At 64.6% G+C, this 14589-nt stretch carries 14 protein-coding genes; 5 read left to right on the top strand and 9 right to left on the bottom strand.

Going from position 1 to position 14589, the window contains the following annotated elements; genetic code table 11:
• Nucleotides 1-13 precede the first annotated feature (13 nt).
• From H040_RS24040 to H040_RS23995, 8 genes are all read right to left on the bottom strand, one after another.
• Nucleotides 14-1129: a succinylglutamate desuccinylase/aspartoacylase family protein gene (locus H040_RS24040; RefSeq protein ID WP_027918953.1), complete on the bottom strand. Its 1116-nt coding sequence runs from the start codon at nt 1127-1129 to the stop codon at nt 14-16.
• Between the two features lie 96 nt (nt 1130-1225).
• Nucleotides 1226-2884: an ATP-dependent DNA ligase gene (locus H040_RS24035; protein ID WP_027918952.1), complete on the bottom strand. Its 1659-nt coding sequence runs from the start codon at nt 2882-2884 to the stop codon at nt 1226-1228.
• On the bottom strand, nt 2881-3897 hold the full coding sequence (locus H040_RS24030) for a ligase-associated DNA damage response exonuclease (RefSeq protein ID WP_027918951.1): 1017 nt from the start codon (nt 3895-3897) through the stop codon (nt 2881-2883). Before H040_RS24030 ends, H040_RS24035 begins: the two co-directional genes overlap by 4 nt.
• A gap of 428 nt (nt 3898-4325) precedes the next feature.
• The gene (locus tag H040_RS24015; protein WP_027918950.1) at nt 4326-6767 is read right to left on the bottom strand and encodes a penicillin acylase family protein; all 2442 of its coding nucleotides are present in this window, start codon (nt 6765-6767) and stop codon (nt 4326-4328) included.
• Nucleotides 6768-7087: 320 nt separating this feature from the next.
• Entirely contained in the window at nt 7088-7291 is a 204-nt protein-coding gene (locus H040_RS24010) for an SEC-C metal-binding domain-containing protein (protein WP_027918949.1), read from the bottom strand.
• Nucleotides 7292-7298: 7 nt separating this feature from the next.
• Nucleotides 7299-7775, bottom strand: coding sequence for an LEA type 2 family protein (locus tag H040_RS24005; protein WP_027918948.1), 477 nt, complete (start codon nt 7773-7775; stop codon nt 7299-7301).
• A gap of 2 nt (nt 7776-7777) precedes the next feature.
• A complete protein-coding gene (locus H040_RS24000; protein ID WP_027918947.1) occupies nt 7778-8254 on the bottom strand; it encodes a YchJ family protein in 477 nt (158 codons plus the stop codon).
• A gap of 2 nt (nt 8255-8256) precedes the next feature.
• A complete protein-coding gene (locus tag H040_RS23995; RefSeq protein WP_027918946.1) occupies nt 8257-8751 on the bottom strand; it encodes a DUF6231 family protein in 495 nt (164 codons plus the stop codon).
• Nucleotides 8752-8910: 159 nt separating this feature from the next.
• Here H040_RS23995 and H040_RS23990 point away from each other — a divergent pair, with 159 nt between their 5' ends.
• The 4 genes from H040_RS23990 (at nt 8911) to H040_RS23975 (ending at nt 11533) form a co-directional block, all read left to right on the top strand.
• Nucleotides 8911-9603, top strand: coding sequence for an OmpA family protein (locus tag H040_RS23990; protein WP_027918945.1), 693 nt, complete (start codon nt 8911-8913; stop codon nt 9601-9603).
• A gap of 88 nt (nt 9604-9691) precedes the next feature.
• A complete protein-coding gene (locus H040_RS23985; RefSeq protein WP_027918944.1) occupies nt 9692-10405 on the top strand; it encodes an OmpA family protein in 714 nt (237 codons plus the stop codon).
• Between the two features lie 101 nt (nt 10406-10506).
• A complete protein-coding gene (locus H040_RS23980; protein WP_027918943.1) occupies nt 10507-10782 on the top strand; it encodes a DUF1145 domain-containing protein in 276 nt (91 codons plus the stop codon).
• Nucleotides 10775-11533 carry a hypothetical protein gene (locus tag H040_RS23975; protein WP_027918942.1) on the top strand — a complete coding sequence of 253 codons (759 nt, stop codon included), beginning with the start codon at nt 10775-10777 and terminating at the stop codon, nt 11531-11533. The genes H040_RS23980 and H040_RS23975 overlap by 8 nt, the downstream gene beginning before the upstream one ends.
• A 275-nt stretch (nt 11534-11808) precedes the next feature.
• Here H040_RS23975 and H040_RS23970 read toward each other — a convergent pair whose 3' ends face one another.
• Complete coding sequence (locus tag H040_RS23970; RefSeq protein WP_027918941.1) at nt 11809-12273, bottom strand: CopD family protein; 465 nt, start codon at nt 12271-12273, stop codon at nt 11809-11811.
• A 98-nt stretch (nt 12274-12371) separates the two neighbouring features.
• Between H040_RS23970 and dinG the strand changes: the two genes are divergently transcribed.
• Nucleotides 12372-14516 (top strand): ATP-dependent DNA helicase DinG, encoded by a 2145-nt coding sequence (dinG, locus tag H040_RS23965; protein ID WP_027918940.1) that lies wholly within the window; start codon nt 12372-12374, stop codon nt 14514-14516.
• Nucleotides 14517-14589: the final 73 nt, after the last annotated feature.

The following is a 14589-nucleotide window of genomic DNA, read 5'->3' as shown; positions in this document are numbered from 1 at the left end:
TGGTTTTAACCGATCAGTTGGCCAGCAGGTATCCGCTGCGGCACACCTGTTCACCCGCGACATGGGCAATGACCATGCCCGCCGTGGCCATGCGCCGTACGCTGCGTGCATACAGCAGGCCGGGTTGGCTGTTGCGTATGGCGGTCACCCGGTCACTCAGCGGGTCGATGACTTCGGCGATCAGTTGCCCGGCTTCCAGCTGCTGACCAGGCCGGGCGTGATACACCAGCAGCCCGCCAAGGGGCGCGGCCACGGGTTCAACGGCAGCCAGTGGTGTGGCCAGGCGTGGTAGCGCCGGCAGGGGGGGCACAGTGCCTTCGATGACACTTGCGTGGGTCAGGTAATCGAGAATCGCCTGGCAGTCCTGGCTAGCCAGGTCATGGTTCACATCGGCCTGGCCACGCAGTTCGACGGTCACCGCGATGCTGCCCAGCGGGATCGGGTAGCGCTTGCCGAAGCGCTGCTGCAGTTGCCACCAGACCAGGCTGAAACATTCGTCGAACGATTGCCCGCCGGAGTCGGTGGCCAGGAGGCTGGCCTGGGCCCCCAGGTAGCGGGCCAGTGGCTCGACCTGTGGCCAGGCTTCCGGGGTGGTGTAAAGATGTTCGACAGCCTCGAAGTCACAGTGCAGGTCCAGCACCAGGTCGGCATCGCAGGCCAGCCGTTGCAAGGTCAGGCGCTGGGACTGCAACGGCGTGTGCGCCGGGTGAGCATCCAGGCCGCGACGCAGGTATTCGCGGATCAATGCCACGTTGTGGGCTGGGTCCTGGGTCAGGTGGCCTTCGATCTGATCGCCGATGCTGTCGGAGAGGTCGACGAAGTTACGGTTGAAATTCTCGCCGCTCTGCAGTTCGAAACGGCCCAGGGGGGCGTCCAGCATCACCTGCTCCAGGCCGACCGGGTTGGCCACCGGTACCAGAATGATCTCGCGCAGCAGGCGACCCTGCTGTTCCAGCTCTGCCAGGCGGCGCTTGAGGTGCCAGGCCACCAGCATGCCAGGCAGTTCATCGGCATGCAGCGAGGCCTGGATATACACCTTGGCGCCACCACGTGGGCCGTAGTGGAAGCTGTGCAATTGGCGGGTAATGCCCGGTACGGGCGAGAGCAGGTCGTGAGTCGAATGGTGCATGGTGGTCCTGGCTGCGTGGCGAAAACGGTCTGCGACGGGTCGGCAGAAAGATAGAAGCATAATTTCCGTTGTCGCGCCTCACCGCATTGCCTTCTTTCAGACCAGCAATGCCTGCAGGCTTGCCAGGTCATCGGCCTCATCGACCGGTTTGTCCAGGCGCCAGCGCAACATCCGCGGAAATCTGACGGCGATGCCGCTCTTGTGGCGTTTGGACAGCGCAATGCCCTCGAAGCCCAGCTCGAACACCAGGGTGGGGGTGACGCTACGCACTGGCCCGAAGGTTTCCACGGTGGTCTTGCGGATGATTGCATCCACCTTGCGCATCTCTTCGTCGCTTAGCCCCGAATAGGCCTTGGCGAAGGGGACCAGCACGCGCTCGGGTGTGCCGGGTGGCGCGTTCCACACGGCAAAGGTGTAGTCGCTGTAGAGGCTGGCACGGCGGCCGTGGCCGCGTTGGGCATAAATCAGTACCGCATCGACGCTGAACGGGTCGATCTTCCACTTCCACCACAGGCCCATGTCCTTGGTCCGGCCTACGCCGTACAGGGCATCGCGCTGCTTGAGCATCAGCCCCTCCACGCCCAGGATGCGCGACTGTTCGCGTTGCCGGGCGAGGTCGCTCCAGTTCTGGCCACCGAGCAGCGGTGAAAGGAGTAGCGGGGCCAAGGGGTGCTCGGCCACTACACACTCCAGCTGCTTACGCCGTTCATGTTGCGGGCGGTTGCGCCAATCCTCGCCTTGCCATTCCAGCAAGTCATAGGCTTGCAGCACCACCGGAGCGTCAGCCAGGAGCTTCTTGCCCAGGGTCTTTCGGCCGATGCGTTGCTGCAGTACGGCGAACGGCTGCACTGCCGGTGCGCTGGCATCCATGCCTGGCTTCCAGACCAGGATTTCGCCGTCGAGCACGGTGCCATCCGGCAGGCTCTCGGCCAAACCGTGCAATTCGGGAAAGCGCTCGGTGACCAGTTCCTCGCCGCGCGACCAAATCCACAGCTGGCCATCGCGCTTGACGACTTGGGCGCGGATGCCATCCCACTTCCATTCGATCTGCCAGGCAGCGGGCAGGCCGAGCAAGGCTTCGAATTGCTCTGGTGGGGCCTGGAGGGCGTGAGCCAGGAAGAATGGGTAAGGCAGGCCACCGCGCTGGCTATGTTCATCAGCGGATTCTTCGGCGATCAACGTGTGGTAACTGGCGGCCGTTGGGCGATGGCCGATATCGGTATAGCCGACCAATCGCTGGGCCACGCGTTTGGCATCCAGCCCGGCCAGTTGTGCCAGGGCCCGTGTGACCAGTAGCTTGGACACGCCGACGCGAAAACTGCCGGTGATCAGTTTCAGGCAAACCATCAGGCTGGGGCGGTCCAATTGTGCCCACAAGGGGGGCAGGCGTTGCCGGGCTTCGTCAGCTGGCAGGCCACGCAAGGGCAGCAACCGGGTTTCGACCCAGTATGCCAGGCCATCGTCGCTGGCCTGGCTGTCTTCTGGTAGCAGTAGCGAGATGGTCTCGGCCAGGTCGCCCACGGCCTGGTAGCTCTCTTCGAACAACCATTCGGGTAACCCCGCCATCGCCGTGGCCAGTTCGCGCAGCATGCGGGTTGGTACCAGCTGGCGCGGGCGCCCGCCAGCGAGGAAATACACGGCCCAGGCTGCATCCTCGGCGGGCGCTGCAGCAAAGTAGTCGCGCAGGGCCTCGAGCTTGGCATTGCTGGACGTGGTGGCATCCAGGCGCAGGTACAGATCGGCGAAGGCTTTCATGCCTCAGGCTCCGTGACCGTGGTGTCATCCTCTTCGCCGTATTCGGTGACGAAGGCGCGGGCATCCAGGCCTTGCTCGTTGAGGTAGCGCACCAGCACATTTACCGAACCGTGGGTAACCATGACCCGTTCCGCTCCTGTCTGTTCGATGGCCCACAGCAGCCCCGGCCAGTCGGCGTGGTCAGACAACACGAAGCCCCGATCCACACCGCGCCGTCGGCGGGTACCGCGCAACAGCATCCAGCCGCTGGCAAAGGCGTCGCTGTACTCGCCGAAACGGCGCATCCAGCTGCTACCTGCGGCAGACGGCGGCGCCAGAATCAGCGCCTGACGCATCAGCGGGTCGTTGCGCGGGACATCACCGGCATAGCGGGTGGCCGGCAGCTGCACGCCGGCGTCGCGGTACACCCTGTTCAGCGGCTCGACAGCGCCATGCACGAGGATCGGTCCGATGTCCGGGTCCAGCCCATGAAGAATTCGCTGAGCCTTGCCGAAGGCATAGCAGAACAGCACGCTGGCCTTGCCTTGCTCGCAGTTGCTACGCCACCAGGCATTGATCCCGGCAAAGATGTTCGCCTGGCTGGGCCAGCGGTAGATGGGCAGGCCGAACGTGGACTCGGTGATGAAGGTATGGCAGCGCACCGGTTCGAAGGCGGCGCAGGTGCCATCCGGCTCGACTTTGTAGTCACCTGAAGCCACCCACACTTCACCTTGATACTCGAGACGCACCTGTGCCGAACCCAGGACATGGCCGGCCGGGTGCAGGCTGAGTGAGACGCCGTGATGCTGGATATGCTCGCCGTAAGGCAGGGTCTGCAGGTCGATGTCCTGGCCCAGGCGGCTGCGCAGGATGCCTGCGCCAGGGGCTGCGGTCAGGTAGTGGCGGTTGCCGCTGCGGGCATGGTCGCCATGGCCGTGGGTGATCACGGCCCGATCGACCGGCCGCCAGGGGTCTATGTAGAAGTCGCCGGGTGGGCAGTAAAGGCCTTCGGGTCGGGCGATGACGAGGTCCATGGCTTCTGTGTGCTGGTTTGGGGTTACCAGTTAGGAGCCGTGGCTGAAGGTGGAAGTTCGGATGGAGTTGGGGCTGATAGGTGCCTGGCGGAAGATTTATGGCGTCTTTGAGATCGAGCGCCGCCCGCGCGGCGCATCGCGGATAAATCCGCTCCTACATTTTTTTCGGGCCAATTATTCCTGTGAGGTTATCGCTGTCCGCCTTGGTGCATGACGGGAGACAGATGGGGCTGCGTCAATGCCCACAGAGATGTATCGCCATACCAACAAGGCGGTCCCTGTTGGCTTCACAGGAGTGACTGGCCCAAAACAAATGTAGGAGCGGATTTATCCGCGATGCGCCGCGCGGGCGGCGCTCGATCTCACAGGCGCTGAGAGCTTTCTGGCGGTCACCCTGGCGGCCCCCCGGCCGATCTTTCCACACGCCCTCACTTGCCCGGAACCAGCGTCAAACGCTGGCTGCCATAGGCCCGCCCGAAGTTCTGCGGCTGCAACGGCAGGCTCATGAACCGCCCCTTGAACCAGGCATCCAGCCCGTCGTTGTAATGCGAACTGACCGGGTTGCCTGACTGGCCGTTGCTGGTCAGCACCTGCAGCGGTTCGGCCTGGCCGAAGTCGACGATCATCCGCGCCGAGGCGGGCAGGCGAGTGTCGAAGTCGCTACCCCAGGCATAAGGGGTCAGGGCCAGTGTGGTGAAGTCGCCACCGGCGGCCAGCGGCGAACGGCTCAGCGCATCGCCCAGCCCGTGGTAGGCAGGGGCTGGCCAGCGGTACTGGTGCAGCTTGCCCCACTGCCAGGCGCGGCGGTCGCTGCCCAGTTGCGCGGTGCCAGCATCCACGGCGGCGGCCAGGCTGCGGGCGAGGATGGCGGGTTTGTCTTCTTTTTGCGGGGTATTACGATCGTCCCAGAACGGGCTGTCGTCGCGGCCCAGCAAGTGGTCGGCCTGTGCCGAGTACGACAGGCGGGCGCCGCTGACGAACGCCTGCCAGGCTGGGTTCGATTCCGGGCCGAGGTCGTCGAGGAAGGTCTGCCGGGCCACTTCCTGTAGGAACAGTTCGTAAAGCGCGGCATCCGCCGAAACCGGGCTCAGGCGGCCATCAAAGGCCTTCAATCGGGCAAGGGCATCGCGCGCCTTGTCGCGCTGGGCCGCGGGCAGCGCATCGATCGCCTGCTTGAGCGGCTGGGCCATGCCAGGGGCGTCGAACATCTGCTTCAGCTTGTCAGCCAGCAGCGTCACCTGGTCGTTCTGCAAGGCCATCACGCTGCGGCTGTCGTGGCGGCCGTTGCCGGCCAGCTGCGCCAGGCGCTCGGCGCGTTCAGGGTAATACCAGGTGCTGGACAGCTGCATGCCATAGCCCCGCGGCAGGCTGCGCTGGTTGGCGTGGGCGATCCAGCCGGCCGGTGGGTCCTGGTCATAGGGGTGCAGCATCGGGTCGGCGTAGCCGTCCCAGTCATAGCGACCGTCCCAGCCAGGCGATGGCAACAGCCCTTGGCCTTCGCGGCGGTTCGGGTAACGGCCGCTGACTTGCCAGCCGATATGCTCAGGCTCGGCGAAAACGAAGTTGAGCGCGGCCGTGGCGACTTCACGGGTGCTGTCGAAGGCGCGCTCTATGTTTTGGGCGCGGGTCAGGTCGAACAGTGCATCGAGGCTACGGTCGCCCTTGAGCTGAGGCAGGCTCAGCGCCAGGCCCAGGCTGGCGTTCCCTGCCTGGGGGAGCAGGGTGCCGTGGCGGGTGTCGTACATCACCTCGCGCTGTGGGCGTTGGCCGCGAACAAAGAAGGTTTCGCTGCGGGCTCGGGCTGGCAGCCACTTGCCGTCGGCCAGGTAGGTCACCTGGCTGCCCGCATGGCGCAGTTGCTCCAGGTACAGGTCCTGGTTGTCGGCCATCACCGCGCTGCTGCTCCAGGCCAACTTGCCGTTGTAGCCGGCCAGCACGATGGGCAGGCCCGGCAGGGACAGGCCGGCAACCTGGTACTTGCCCGTGTGGATCTGCACCGGGCTCAAGGCCCAGGCCGCGCGGCTGTCGCTGGCCAGCAGGCTCTTGCCGCTGCGGCTGCGTTGCGGGCCCAGCGCCAGGTTGGCCGAACCGGGGCTGCCCAGCAGGTCGAGGTCGGCGAGTTTCTGGCTGGCCGCCGCCAACGCAGGCAAGCCTGGCAGCTGGCTGCCCAGGTTCAGGCCCTTGAGTTTTTCCACTTCGGCGTGAGCCAAGGGCTCGTCTGGCGCGCCGGGCAGCAGCCAGGGCAGTTTGTCGTTGCCGACTTTCTGCGCCAGGGTCAGGGCACTTAGCTCTTCCTGCAGGTTCACCGACTGGCTGAAGGCGTACAGGCTGAAGATCAGCGCCGAATCTTCAGGCTTCCAGTATTCCGGGCGATAACCACTGCTGGCCAGGTTGGCGGGCAGCTTGTCGCGGTAACGGAACAGGTAGGCGTTGACCCCGCGGGCATACACTTCGAAGAAGCGCTTCAGGCGTGGTGATGCGTCGGCGTACTGCTGGGCGGCACTTTGCTTGAGGTTGGCGGCGCGCATCAGCCGGTCGATATCCAGCGCTTCGCTGCCGGCAAGCTCCGCCAGGCGGCCCTGGGCGAGCAGGCGCATGGTGAGCATCTGCTCGATGCGATCACCTGCATGCACATAGCCGAGGGTAAACAGGGCGTCATGGAAACTGCTGCTTTCGATCAGCGGCGCGCCCATGGTGTTGCGCCGGACCGAGACGTTCTGTGCCAGGCCCTTGAGCGGTTGCACGCCGGTGCTCGGTGGCACGCTGTCCTGGTAGCCACCCATCTGGCAGCCGGCGAGCCCGAGCATGCCGAGCAACGTGGCGACGGCGCTGAGTCGCGGGCGGAAGGGAGGAAGGACGGGGGCGGCCATGACAAGGGCTCCTGCAAGGCGTGGCGGGTGTTGGGAGGCGCTAAGGTAGCATGCCGACAGGGTTTCGGCGCCTGTGAGATCGAGCGCCGCCCGCGCGGCGCATCGCGGATGAATCCGCTCCTACATTTGTTGCAACGTGGCCATGCCTGTCAGGCCATGGTTGTCAGCCTGTTCGTAGGGCTCAAGTCATGCGCCAAGGCTGGCAACCATGGCGTAACAGGTTCGGCACGTTGCAACAAATGTAGGAGCGGATTTATCCGCGATGCGCCGCGCGGGCGGCGCTCGATCTCAAAGGCGCTACTAGGCCTGAGCCAGGCCCATCAAGCGCCGTGGCACTTCTTGAACTTTTTCTGGCTGCCGCATGGGCACGGGTCGTTGCGGCCAACGTCCTTCAGGGCGTTGCGCACCGGCTCCTGATGGCCGTGGTTGCAGTGTGGGCCGTGTACATGGCCGTGGTCGTGATCATGCTGATGATCAGGACCGTGGTTGCAGTCAGGGCCATGCACATGGGGTTGCTGGGTCATTGCAGGGTTACTCCGGTAAGAAATCGCCGGGGATTATCTCACCACTGCGCGACAAGTGCAGGTCCTGATGGATGATCAGCCCCGTCTCCAGCTCGCCTTGCAGGCGATAATGCAGCGGCTTGCCGCTCTTGAGCAGCTTGGCCAACGGCTTCAGGTGCTGCCACAGGTTGGTCCGCGCCGTGATCTTGAACGTGCGCCGCGCATGCCCGCCGACACTGCGCCAAAGACTGACATCATCCTGCGCCAGCAGCAGGTCGTCGAGCCACACCGAATAGCTCAGGTTGCGAATGAACAGGCGGCTGTCGTTGGGGTTGTCGACGCGCAGATGCAAGACGAACTCCTGTTGCAGCAACCGCGCCTTTACCGTTTCAACCTTGTCCAGGTGCAGCTCTGGCATGCGCGAGTCGTCATCGCCCCAGCTCGCGCAGCCTGCCAACAGCGCCAGCAAGGCGCTGAGCAGGAGCAGGCGGCTGGCGGCGATCATGCTCAGTTACCGACGTAGCTGGCGCAGCATTTCTTGAATTTCTGCCCGCTGGCGCAGGGGCAGGGGTCGTTGCGGCCGGCCTTGAGCGCGACGGTGGGGTCGATGAAGTACCAGCGCCGCTCGTGCTGCACAAAAGCAGAACGCTCGCGGTGCTGATGGTCGCCCTCCTGGTCATGCCAGCGCGCAGTGAATGTCACGAACGCATGTTCGGGCTGGCCGCCGAGCACTTCGGCGCCTTCCACCTCCAGGCCCAGCCAGGTGCTCTGGGCGCTCCATGCCGCCATGGCGGTGCGGTCGAGCCCGGCCTGCTGGGCGGGCAGGGTCGTGGCGACCAGATAGTCGACCAGCCCCAAGACGTAGGCGCTGTAGCGCGAGCGCATCAGCGTCTGGGCGTCGGGCGCCGGGGTGCCGGCATGGTAATGCCCGCAGCAGGCGTCGAGCAGATTGCCGCTGCCACATGGGCAAACCGAAACACTCATCATCACCACCAGTACTTGCCGAAGTTTTCAGGGTTGGCCCAGAACTTGGCGTTGAGCCAGTCCGGGACCTGCTTGTAGTCATGTAGATCATAGGTGAACAAGCTCAACACCTGCTCATCGCGGCGGAATTTCTCGCTGGCCGATAGCGCCAGGGAGAAGAAATCGGTGTCTTGCCAGCCACAGGCGGGCAGGTCGGCCAGCACTGCAACCCGGCTTGCGTTGAGGTTGCGGATACCGCCCAGCAGCTGCAGGCCGGTACGCTTGGGCAAGTGTTCCAGGCAGTCCACCAGCACCGCCAGGTCGAAGCGCTGGGCCGCCAGGGCTGCCGGCAATGGCCCCGGTGCGCAAGTTTCGATGGTCACCTGCGGGTGAACCTGGGCAAAGGCATCCAGGGCCGGGAAGCGGGTGCCCACCAGCAGCAGGCGTTGTGGGGTGAAGCGCTCTAGCAGGGCGGCCAGGGCTTGTTGCGGGGTGCGCTGGGAAAAACCTTCGGTCATTGCCAATCCTCGTTCAAGTCGTCCAAGACTAGCGGGCTGCTGTCCACCGGCATAGAGGCAAGTGGCCGCGTCGTGGCTTATTGCTGGCAGGGATGGATTGCGCGGTCTTTACTCCCAGAGATCGGTCTTATGCCGATTCCCCTAGGAGAAGCTACGAAAATGAGCATAGTACGCACAGCGTTACCCCTGGTACTGCTCACCAGTGTGCTGACTGGTTGTGCAGGTTTGCAAAAAACCGACTGGCCGAAGTGTGCTGCCGTCGGGGGCGTCGCCGGTGCCGGCCTGGGTGCCATCGAGAGTTCCAGCTGGGCTGGCTGGGGCGCGCTGCTCGGTGGTGGTCTCGCGGCGGGCTATTGCTGGGCCCACGGCGATGGCGACGAAGACGGTGATGGCGTACCGGACAGCCGTGACAAGTGCCCAGGCACGCCGCACGGCGTGAAGGTCGATGCCAATGGCTGCCCGCCTACACCTCCTCCAGTCGTCGAGGAAGTGGTGGTGCAGAAAGAGGAAGTGATCGTTATTCGTGACGTGCACTTCGAATTCAACTCCTCGCGCCTGACGGCGGCCGACAAGGAGCGTCTGAACACAGTTGCCACTCGCCTGAAGCAGGAAGCGCCGAGCGCTCGCCTGAGCGTGACCGGCCATACCGACAGCGTGGGCTCCGACACGTACAACCAGAAACTGTCCGAGCATCGCGCCCATGCGGTAACCGATTACCTGATCGAAAACGGTGTGCCTCGCGCCAGCTTCGTTTCGGTGGTGGGTGCAGGCGAAACCCAGCCAGTGGCGGACAATGCCACGGCCGAGGGGCGTGCCATGAACCGTCGCACCGAGATCAAGATCCAGCGTTGACGCCCAGGCGCCCGCGCCTTGAGAAGTGGCGCGGGCGCGTCTTTAATCCTGTTAGCCGGTCGCGGCCGATGACACAGGAGCATTCATCATGAGTGTAACGTCGAAGGCGGCGTTGCCGTTGCTGATGGTTGCCAGCCTGCTTGCAGGTTGCGCCACCCACAGTGATGGCAGTGCGCCCCTCAATCAAAGGACTTGGCCCATCTGCAGCCTGCTCGGCGGTGCGGTCGGTGGTGGCCTTGGCGCCATAGAGAGCTCGAGCTGGGCGGCCGGCGCCGGCGCCCTGGGCGCGATCGCCGGCGGCCTGATCTGCTACGCCCAGGATGGCGACGAAGATGGTGACGGCGTGTTCGACCGTCGTGACCGCTGCCCCGATACCCCGGCCAATACAGCGGTTGACCACATGGGCTGCCCGCTGCCGCAGTACCCGCCGTCCCAGCCCGCACCCGAGCCCAAACCCGAGGTGATCACCCTGGACGATCAGGGCCAGGTGATGTTTGCCTTCAATTCCGCCGACCTCACCCCAGGTAGCGAGGAGCGCCTAAAAAGCCTTCTGCCGCGCCTCAACGAGTTGGGCGTTACGCGCGTCAAAGTGGTTGGCCATACCGACAATGTCGGCTCCGACAGTTACAACCAGGCACTGTCCGAACGCCGTGCTGCCAGTGTTGCCGAGTACCTGATCGGTCAGGGCCTGGCGCCACAGAAGGTGACCAGCGAAGGCCGTGGCGCCCGTGAGCCGATCGCCGACAACGCCACCGATGAAGGGCGTGCGCACAACCGACGGGTGGACTTGCACCTCAACTGACTGCGCTGGCGTGTGCTCGGCCATGCAGGTAGTGTTGGCTGCGCGGCTCGCTGGCTCGGGCCGCGTTGGCATAACAATAAATAGACAGATAGGGGCGGGGTATGAAGTTCATCCTGGGCCTGGGCAAAGCCCTGACCGTGGCATTCTGGGGCGTGGTGCTGTTCAACCTGATGATGCCGCAGCCGTTGCCATTGAATTTGCTGATCAATGCGTTGGGCATTCTTGTGCTGAGCCTGCATTTTCTTGAGGTGCTGTTTTTCAATGGCAGCCTGCGGGGCCGCAGCCATCGTTGGTTCGACCGGTTGCAGATCCTGTTGACCGGTATCTTTCATGTCATGTCCATTCCCGGTCCGCAGGAGGCGCCTCGCCATGCGTAAATTGATCTTGCTGGCGGTATTGGCCGCGCCCATGGCCCAGGCGCAGAGCCTGGAAGTTGCCTCCCATTCCATGCTGCGCCTGCCGAATAAATCGGCCAGCGTGCACCTGGAGCAATTGCGCGTGGCGGATTCGGCGACTTTGCTGTTGCCAGCCACATTGACCGAGCTGAAAGTCGATCATCTGCAGCTGGGGCGCGATGCGCGGATTGCCATTGCACCCGCCGAAGCACCGCTGCTTATCGATGTGCGCAGTGCTGTGCTGGCCCAGGGCAGCGAGTTCAGCGCACCGGGGGCGCCTGGCACCTATGAACGGGCTGCCCGCTCTGGGCGTAGCCTGGAGTTGAAACTCGCCGAGGTCGATGCCGAGCGCTTGGCCATCGATGCCCGTGGCGGTGCCGGAGCGCCGGGCTACATTGGCCTTGATGGCGCCAATGGTCAGGCGGGAGGCTGTGCCTGGGGGCAGGCAAGCGCAGGGGCGAATGGCGATGATGGCGGCAACGGGCATGATGGTGCGCCTGGTGGGCGGATTCGCCTGAGCTTGCCGCAGGGCTTTTCGCAGGAGCGCATCGTGGTGCGCCTGGACGGTGGTGCGCCGGGCAAGGCCGGGGCTGCCGGCAAGGCGGGTAAAGGCGGGGTGAGCAAGGGCTGCCTGGTGTATCGCACCGACGCCGGGGCCAATGGCCGACCGGGGCAGGAAGGCCAGCCTGGGTTGGCAGGGGCCGAGGGTGAACTGATCCTGCAGCGTCTCTGAAGGGCATGCCCTTGGATCTGTGGTGCCTGTGAGATCGCGCGCCGCCCGCGCGGCGCATCGCGGATGAATCCGCTCCTACATCTATTGCAACGTGCCACGCCTGTAAGGCCATGGTTGTCAGCCGGTTTACACGGCTCAAGTCATGCGCCAAGGCATGGCAACCATGGCATAACAGGTTCGGCACGTTGCAACAAATGTAGGAGCGGATTCATCCGCGATGCGCCGCGCGGGCGGCGCGCGATCTCACAGGCACCGAAAATGCTGCGTAGAACCCCTCACATCAACAGCCGGGAACTGGCCACCGCAACCACCGCCAGGCCCAGCAGCAGGTTGATGCCCACCATCCGCCGAATGCGCCCGAGTACCGCGGCGCCCGCCGGCCAGTCCTCGGCCTGCACCGCTGCCTTGAGCTCCGGCAGCAGCAATGCCTGGATGCGCATGAACAGCGCGAACATGGCAATCCCGCCGCCAATCATCACGTGTACATACTTGGGGGCGGTCTCGAAACCGCTGAAGCGCATGTGCAACATGCCGATACCACTTATCGCCAGAATCGCCACGGCCAGCCAGACCCAGACGAAGAAGCGTCGGAAAACTTCCACCCACAGGCGCAGGCGGGCAGGCCCTTCAAGGGCTGCAACCGTTGCCGGGCGCAGCACCAGCCAGGCGAAGAACATGCCGCCGACCCACACCAGGGCGGCAAGGACATGCAGTGTATAAGGCAGGGCAAAGGCAACCATCCGGATCTCCATGCGGCATAAAGGGCAATAGCGGGGTATGATAGCCGCCCCATGCGAAACACTGAAAATATATCCAGCCCTCCGGGCGCCTGCAGACCATGATCAGCAACGAACTCAAAGCCACCATCCAGGGCGCCTACACGCGTTTTCTCGAAGCCAAGAGCCTCAAGCCGCGGTATGGCCAGCGCCTGATGATCGCCGAAGTGGCCAAGGTGCTCGGCGACATCGCCTGTGACGAAGAAGGCCGCCGAGCCGGCGAGCCCGCCGTGGTCGCGGTGGAAGCGGGTACCGGTACCGGCAAGACGGTCGCTTACGCCCTGGCCGCGATCCCGGCCGCCAAGGCCGCCGGCAAGCGCCTGGTGATCGCCACCGCGACCGTGGCCTTGCAGGAACAGATCGTCATCAAGGACCTGCCGGACCTGATGCGCAACAGCGGCCTGAACTTCAGCTTCGCCCTGGCCAAGGGGCGCGGCCGTTACCTGTGCCTGTCCAAGCTCGACATCCTGCTGCAGGAGGGCCACGCGCAGTCGGCCACAGCCCAGTTGTTCGAAGAAGAAGGCTTCCACATCGAGGTTGACGAGCGCAGCCAGAAGCTGTTCAACAGCATGATCGAAAAGCTCGCTGGCAACCGTTGGGACGGCGACCGCGACAGCTGGTCGGAGGCCATCGAGGACCAGGACTGGGCGCGCCTGACCACTGACCACAGCCAGTGTACCGGCCGCCACTGCCCGAATTTCCAGCAGTGTGTGTTCTACAAGGCCCGCGAGGGCATGGGCAAGGTCGATGTGATCGTCACCAACCACGACATGGTCCTGGCCGACCTGGCGCTGGGCGGTGGCGCGGTGCTGCCCGACCCGCGCGACACCCTGTACGTATTCGACGAAGGCCACCACTTGCCAGACAAGGCCATCGGCCATTTCGCCCATTATTCGCGTCTGCGCTCCACTGCCGACTGGCTGGAACAGACTGCCAAGAACCTCACCAAGCTGCTGGCCCAGCACCCGTTGCCAGGCGACCTGGGCAAGTACATCGAACAGGTACCGGAGCTGGCGCGGGAAGTGCGCACCCAGCAGCAGTTCATGTTCACCCTGTGCGAGCAGGTCGCCGACTTCCGCCCGAGCGAGGACACCGAAGGCCGCGAGCGCCCGCGCTACCGCTTCGAGGGCGGTGTGGTGCCGGAGCAGATCCGCGAAGTCGGCATCGAATTGAAAAAGGGCTTCGCCCGCCTCAATGACCTGTTCACGCGCCTGGCCGACCTGCTCAAGGAAGGCATGGACGGTGAGGTCAACATCGGAATCGCCAGCCACCAGGCCGAGGAGTGGTATCCACTGTTCGGCAGCCTGGTCACGCGTGCCCAGGGCAACTGGGAGCTATGGACCGCGTTCACCGCCGAAGACCCGGAAGACAGCCCGCCCATGGCGCGTTGGCTGACGCTGGCCGAAAGCGGCGCGCTGTTCGACATCGAGGTCAATGCCAGCCCGATTCTTGCCGCTGAAATGCTGCGGCGCAGCCTCTGGAGTGTCGCCCATGGTGCTCTGGTGACCTCGGCCACACTGACCGCGCTGGGCAAGTTCGACCGCTTCCGCATGCGCTCGGGGTTGCCCCGCGATGCCGTCACCTGCGTGGTGCCCAGCCCGTTCGTGCACGGCGATGCCGGTCTGTTGCGGGTCCCCGACCTCAAGGCCGATCCGCGCGACGCGGCGGCACACACCGCAGCGATCATCCGCGAGCTGCCGGGCATCGTCGAGGATGCCCGTGGCGCGCTGGTGCTGTTCTCCTCGCGCAAGCAGATGCAGGAAGTGTTCGACGGCCTGGACCGCGACTGGCGCAAGCTGGTGCTGATCCAGGGCAACCTGTCCAAGCAGGAAACCCTGAACAAGCACAAGGCACGGGTCGACGATGGCCAGCACAGCGTGCTGTTCGGCCTGGCCAGCTTCGCCGAGGGTGTCGACCTGCCGGGGGCCTATTGTGAACATGTGGTCATCGCCAAGATCCCCTTCGCGGTGCCAGACGACCCGGTCGAAGCGGCCCTGGCCGAGTGGATCGAAGCCCGTGGTGGCAACCCGTTCATGGAGATTGCCGTGCCTGACGCCTCGCTGCGCCTGATCCAGGCCTGCGGCCGCCTGCTGCGTACCGAGCAGGATCGCGGCGTCATTACCTTGCTGGATCGGCGTCTGGTCACGCAGCGCTATGGCAAGGCTATTCTCAATGCGCTGCCGCCTTTCCGGCGGGAGATTTCCTGACGGCCGGAGCACGATGCGCCGGCCCGTTGTCCATTACTCAGTCGCGGGCCCATGAGGGCCTGGAAGGAGAGCC

The organism is Pseudomonas sp. URMO17WK12:I7 (genome assembly GCF_003269045.1).
In the GTDB taxonomy this organism is placed as follows: domain Bacteria; phylum Pseudomonadota; class Gammaproteobacteria; order Pseudomonadales; family Pseudomonadaceae; genus Aquipseudomonas; species Aquipseudomonas putida_J.
This window is presented reverse-complemented; position numbering and strand designations above follow the sequence as displayed.

Excerpts from the sequence above, each read along its gene's own strand:
- H040_RS24040 (WP_027918953.1), bottom strand. The coding sequence starts at position 1,129 with ATGCACCATTCGACTCACGACCTGCTCTCGCCCGTACCGGGCATTACC.
- H040_RS24035 (WP_027918952.1), bottom strand. The coding sequence starts at position 2,884 with ATGAAAGCCTTCGCCGATCTGTACCTGCGCCTGGATGCCACCACGTCC.
- H040_RS24030 (WP_027918951.1), bottom strand. The coding sequence starts at position 3,897 with ATGGACCTCGTCATCGCCCGACCCGAAGGCCTTTACTGCCCACCCGGC.
- H040_RS24015 (WP_027918950.1), bottom strand. The coding sequence starts at position 6,767 with ATGGCCGCCCCCGTCCTTCCTCCCTTCCGCCCGCGACTCAGCGCCGTC.
- H040_RS24010 (WP_027918949.1), bottom strand. The coding sequence starts at position 7,291 with ATGACCCAGCAACCCCATGTGCATGGCCCTGACTGCAACCACGGTCCT.
- H040_RS24005 (WP_027918948.1), bottom strand. The coding sequence starts at position 7,775 with ATGATCGCCGCCAGCCGCCTGCTCCTGCTCAGCGCCTTGCTGGCGCTG.
- H040_RS24000 (WP_027918947.1), bottom strand. The coding sequence starts at position 8,254 with ATGAGTGTTTCGGTTTGCCCATGTGGCAGCGGCAATCTGCTCGACGCC.
- H040_RS23995 (WP_027918946.1), bottom strand. The coding sequence starts at position 8,751 with ATGACCGAAGGTTTTTCCCAGCGCACCCCGCAACAAGCCCTGGCCGCC.
- H040_RS23990 (WP_027918945.1), top strand. The coding sequence starts at position 8,911 with ATGAGCATAGTACGCACAGCGTTACCCCTGGTACTGCTCACCAGTGTG.
- H040_RS23985 (WP_027918944.1), top strand. The coding sequence starts at position 9,692 with ATGAGTGTAACGTCGAAGGCGGCGTTGCCGTTGCTGATGGTTGCCAGC.
- H040_RS23980 (WP_027918943.1), top strand. The coding sequence starts at position 10,507 with ATGAAGTTCATCCTGGGCCTGGGCAAAGCCCTGACCGTGGCATTCTGG.
- H040_RS23975 (WP_027918942.1), top strand. The coding sequence starts at position 10,775 with ATGCGTAAATTGATCTTGCTGGCGGTATTGGCCGCGCCCATGGCCCAG.
- H040_RS23970 (WP_027918941.1), bottom strand. The coding sequence starts at position 12,273 with ATGGTTGCCTTTGCCCTGCCTTATACACTGCATGTCCTTGCCGCCCTG.
- dinG (WP_027918940.1), top strand. The coding sequence starts at position 12,372 with ATGATCAGCAACGAACTCAAAGCCACCATCCAGGGCGCCTACACGCGT.